We start from the raw sequence: 4,538 nt of genomic DNA on the forward strand, positions 1-4,538 counted from the left end.
ACGGTCCTCTGGCGGCCAACAGGAATATGTCCGTTAACTCTGGACCTGTAACGGCGATTCGGACAAGATCGCATAATGACGGGAAAACGGACAGGATCGGGCATCATGTGGCGCTGATCGGCTATGCGCGCGTCTCGACCGCAGACCAGAAGCTGTCGCTCCAGCTTGACGCGCTGAACACTGCCGGGTGCGACCGTATATTCGACGATCACGCATCCGGGGCAAAAGCCGATCGGCCTGGCCTAACCGAAGCGCTCGCCTATTTGCGCCCCGGCGACACGCTGGTGGTCTGGAAACTCGACCGCCTCGGCCGCTCGATGAGCCACCTGATCGAGAAGGTCGGCGAGCTTGCGGCGCGCGGCATCGGGTTCCGCTCACTCACCGAGAATATCGACACCACCACTTCGGGCGGCATGCTGGTGTTCAACATCTTCGGCTCGCTGGCCCAATTCGAGCGTGACCTGATCCGTGAACGCACTCATGCCGGCCTCAAGGCCGCACGCGAGCGGGGCAACAAGGGTGGTCGCCGGCCTGTCGTTACCCCCGACAAACTACGTAAAGCGCGGGCGCATATCGCAGCGGGCCTCACTGTTCGTGAGGCGGCGGCCCGGCTCAAGATCGGCAAAACCGCCCTATACAAGGCTCTGGAAAACGCGTGAAACCGCTGGCGATCAAGAACTCGTGGGTGCTGGTCACAGGGGCTTCGACCGGTTTGGGCAGAGCGTCCGCCCTCCGCTTGGCGGCATCGTACCAGGCCAAGCCCCTGATTGTTGGACGAAGGCTCGACAACTTGCGGGAGCTACAGACCGAAATTGACGAGCGGTTCAATGTGCCGTGCGAGATTATAGTGGCTGATCAACGTGAAATCGAGGGCAGGGAGAAAAATCGCGGCTAAGGTTGCAGAATTGCAAGTAACAGCCGCTTTGTTGGTTGCCGGAATGACGAGCGTTGGTTCATTTGATGCAGGCCGTGCCGACACTTATGCCGAGGTAATTGAAACAAACATACTCGGTTTCACGGATTTGCTGGCTCGCCTGATTGCGATTTTCAGGGAGCAGCCGTTTGAATCCTCAGTAATCGCCGTGTCGAGCCTGGCGGGCGAAACATCCGTGCCCTTCCAAGCGGTCTACGGCGCGTCGAAAGCCTATGTGAGCACCCTCATGCGAGCGCTTTCCGTGGAGCTTGCCGGGACGGGAGTGAGTGTTGGGTCTTTTGCACCCGGTGGAATCGACACAGACATGGCTGCCCTCAGCGATTTGAAGTGGGGGAGGTTGGGTTTGATGGATGTTGACCGGTGCGCGGCCCATGCAGTCCACGCTCTGGTTTATCGGCAATCCTTCGCCATACCGGGGATGGGCAACCAGCTCACATATTTGGCGAGCAGGGTTCTACCTCGATCGTTGGTCAATCGGATTGCCGCCCTCCCATATCGGCGCCCGTAGGGCGGCACCACATAAAAGGGGCAGGAAAGCCTGCGAATAGCATCTGCTGGCATCGTACCGGATTTGTTCGCCCTTAGCGTGCAGATACGTCACTTTCGTGTAGTCACCCCGGATAGGAGCGCGCCCACGCGCCGACCGCGCTTTGAACCGTCGTCCGAAGATCCTCCGCTAAATCTTCGAATGTCGCTCCCGCACGGGGCCCGACATGATCCCATGGTGTCCACCAGCTCTCAATCGCCAGAGCGCCATTGCTTACGACGAGACATTCGCCGGCGACCAGCTCGTCGATCCCCTCGATGCATGTGCGACGGCCCCGCGCGTCGCCGCTGGAAAGTACGCGCGCGACTTCGTCCAGATCGACCCGGCCGGAGCCCGGCGAAGCCAGGTCCGTGATGTCACCAGCCATAATGACCCGGTCGGCTTCGCGCTTCACATAGCAGGGCAGCGCGCCGGACGGGTCCCGGAACACCCTTGCTACTCCGTCCCGGCCCCTATGAATGAAGACATACCCGCCCCAATAATCCCTGAGCAGTCTCCGGCCTTTGTCATCCGCAAGGGCAGGACCGGTGCACTCCAGCGTGCCGGGGCGATCCGCTCCCATGAACAATCGTCCAATGATCGCGCTCTGCGCGTCGAGGCGCTGCATCGGCTCGCGCGACCAGATCAAGACGTTGCCACTGCGAAAATCCGCGGGACCCTTGGCTTGCGACAACGTCTGAAAGCCGTCCTCTGCGAAGGTGATCTCGATTCTAAACCCGCCAACCATCACGCGGCAAAAATTGGCTTATAGTGAAGGACGACATCGAGAGGGTCGCTGAGCACCGTTTCTCCGATTTGAACCCAGCAATGTGCCGCGAATGGCAAGGTGACGCCGAAAACTAGTCGGGCCTCGCAACCATGTCCCGCCAGCATTCGGCGCAGTCCGATACCCCGGGCTAGGCACTGATCTGTAGCCGACACGTAACGACGTGCCCGCTGAAACGCAGCCGCGGCTCGAAGGCATTGCGGCTGGCCGTTTCCCGTGGAATTTTTGCAGCTGGCCTCCCCGAATAGGCTTGCGATCTCGGCAAATGACTGCCGGCGAAGGTCAGTCCCTGCACGTCGTTGGTGGAGGATGGCCGAGAGCGTATCGAGCAAGCGGGCCTTGGGGAGCGGCCGGTCGATCAAGCTAGCTGTTGCGGTTGGCGGCATGGCAATCCCCCCCGTTCCTGCTGTGCGAGATGGACAAATGAGTTTCTGCTCAAGCAGGACGGCTCGGTCGGCCGCATTGGAGCAACGATTGAGGAAGCGAGCGAAGGCCTGCGCAATATCGCCTTCAACGAGGAAGTATCGGTCGGCAGGCAGGTCCAGAAGCACATACTCGCCGTCAAAACGGCAGAAGTGCAGTCCGGGGCGTATATCGAGCGCAGGGCGCATGACCGTTCTTCGAAAGCCTTACGGCGCACCGCATTGCGATGCGCCGTCCTGGCCGTCAGTCTTCAGCGGTGATGCCGCCGACGAACAGATAATGCTCGTTGGTGTCTTCATCGCGCGGACCGACAGGTTCGATGCCGCGGGTTTCGACGCTGATGGCGCCGAGATCGATCAGCTCGCTGTTCTGGGTCTTCATCGCTTCTTCCTTCCCAATTGCGCGACCGGAATGAGTCGCATTCGGGAAGTTATGCCTCGCCTAAAATGGCTGCCATTTTATAATTCAATTATTATTCCGCCAAGGACATTGAAAAAGTGACCGAGAAAAGGAAACGCGCGTCGGAAGCGCGTACCGCCACCTTTAGCATTTGCCTGGACATACGTGACGGATCCCGGTCACACGACTGCAAAAAGAGCGAGTCGCTCTTGCATTGTGGATTTTGGATGCTTGGCTTCAAGGAAAACTGGGACCAATACTGGATGTAACTGAACGGAAATCCGGCGCGATGCAGGCTGAAGCCGCCTGGAGCCTTTCGCGTTCGACTTTGCCTAAAGCCATGGATCGGATAACTTCGAACGATGGATATCAGTCACGAAAGCCTGCACGGTCAGGACATCACGATATTGGGCCCGTATCGACCGTGGCGATATCACAAAGAACAAGGCGGCGACGGCTCCAACTATCCCATCCACAGCGGCCGCATTTTGGACCTCAAGGATAGCAAAGCAGCGGGCCTCGATTATTTTTGCAGCTATATCTCGCCGCGCACCGCGCTTTATCCGGTGGTCGCAGCGGTCCCATCTCACGACCCTGCCAAAACGGCTTCCGGAATACGCGCCCTCGCCGATCGGCTGGAAATCGCGGTGGGCTGCGAGAATGTCAGTGCGGCTCTCGTCCGTCACACAAAGATCGAGAAGCTGGCCCAAGGTGGCAACCGCAGTGTCGACGTGCATCTCGCTTCGATAGCCGTCGAGAGCGCCGACCTTATCGCAGACCACCGGGTCCTGCTCCTCGATGATGTGATGACGACGGGGAACTCGCTTCTCGCGTGCGGCCAGCTGCTGCTTGCTGCCGGTGCCGGAGAAGTGAAGTGCGTTGCGCTAGGGCGGACTACTTACTGATCCGTTCGAGAACGTCTTCGACTCGTTCGAGGACGACACATTTCTCGTAAGGAAGAAATCGTTCCGGCCAGGAAAGCCGTGGATTCTCCACGACCGATTTCGCAATGAAAAGCCACCGGCCGAGCCGCTGGCATTCCGCGCTCTGATGGAGCGTGCCCGAGCTATCCGACGCTTCGATCACAACCGTGGCGTCGGAAACCGCGGCCATCAGGCGATTCCGTTCGGGGAAATTGGACTTGAACGTGCGCTCGCCGATACGAAACTGCGAAATCAAAAGATGGTCCCGGTAGATGCGTTCCTGAAGCAAAGCATTCTTGGCGGGATACGCCTTGTTTATCGGCGTGCCGATCACTGCGGCGACCCGGCCGCCTGCACCGATCGCGGCATTCAACGCCTCGGTGTCGACACCCTCGGCTAGTCCCGAGACAACCGCGACCCCAGCAGTGGCAAGGCCCTTGGCGAGTTTACGCGCCCGCGCCGCACCTTCCGTCGAGACCTTCCGCGTGCCGACGATTGCCACCGCTGGTGCCGTAAGGCAGGCCAGATTGCCGGCGTAGAAAATAT

The 4,538-nt window shown here is 59.6% G+C and carries 8 protein-coding genes; 4 read left to right on the forward strand and 4 right to left on the reverse strand.

What is annotated here, in order from left to right; genetic code table 11:
• The first annotated feature begins 107 nt into the window (after positions 1–107).
• From SX1_RS21775 to SX1_RS23370, 3 genes are read left to right on the forward strand one after another with little or no spacing between them, the layout of a single operon-like run.
• Positions 108–659, forward strand: coding sequence for a recombinase family protein (locus tag SX1_RS21775; protein ID WP_004213210.1), 552 nt, complete (start codon positions 108–110; stop codon positions 657–659).
• Between the two features lie 26 nt (positions 660–685).
• Positions 686–895, forward strand: coding sequence for a hypothetical protein (locus tag SX1_RS24975; protein ID WP_255209826.1), 210 nt, complete (start codon positions 686–688; stop codon positions 893–895).
• A complete protein-coding gene (locus SX1_RS23370) occupies positions 861–1,442 on the forward strand; it encodes an SDR family NAD(P)-dependent oxidoreductase (protein WP_255209825.1) in 582 nt (193 codons plus the stop codon). Before SX1_RS24975 ends, SX1_RS23370 begins: the two co-directional genes overlap by 35 nt.
• Positions 1,443–1,545: 103 nt before the next feature.
• Here the strand turns inward: SX1_RS23370 and SX1_RS24600 are convergent, their stop codons facing one another.
• From SX1_RS24600 to SX1_RS24435, 3 genes are read right to left on the reverse strand one after another with little or no spacing between them, the layout of a single operon-like run.
• On the reverse strand, positions 1,546–2,211 hold the full coding sequence (locus tag SX1_RS24600; RefSeq protein WP_167539660.1) for an asparagine synthetase B family protein: 666 nt from the start codon (positions 2,209–2,211) through the stop codon (positions 1,546–1,548).
• Complete coding sequence (locus tag SX1_RS23625) at positions 2,208–2,858, reverse strand: lasso peptide biosynthesis B2 protein (RefSeq protein ID WP_019054800.1); 651 nt, start codon at positions 2,856–2,858, stop codon at positions 2,208–2,210. The genes SX1_RS24600 and SX1_RS23625 overlap by 4 nt, the downstream gene beginning before the upstream one ends.
• A 55-nt stretch (positions 2,859–2,913) precedes the next feature.
• On the reverse strand, positions 2,914–3,051 hold the full coding sequence (locus tag SX1_RS24435; RefSeq protein WP_019054801.1) for a benenodin family lasso peptide: 138 nt from the start codon (positions 3,049–3,051) through the stop codon (positions 2,914–2,916).
• Between the two features lie 380 nt (positions 3,052–3,431).
• Here SX1_RS24435 and SX1_RS23630 point away from each other — a divergent pair, with 380 nt between their 5' ends.
• Entirely contained in the window at positions 3,432–3,974 is a 543-nt protein-coding gene (locus tag SX1_RS23630) for a ComF family protein (RefSeq protein WP_019054802.1), read from the forward strand.
• Here SX1_RS23630 and SX1_RS21805 read toward each other — a convergent pair.
• Positions 3,964–4,538: DNA-processing protein DprA (locus tag SX1_RS21805; RefSeq protein WP_019054803.1), on the reverse strand; the 575-nt coding region annotated here is incomplete at its 5' end. The two genes, SX1_RS23630 and SX1_RS21805, sit on opposite strands and share 11 nt — an antisense overlap.

This window comes from Sphingobium xenophagum NBRC 107872 (genome assembly GCF_000367345.1).
In the GTDB taxonomy this organism is placed as follows: Bacteria; Pseudomonadota; Alphaproteobacteria; order Sphingomonadales; family Sphingomonadaceae; genus Sphingobium; species Sphingobium xenophagum.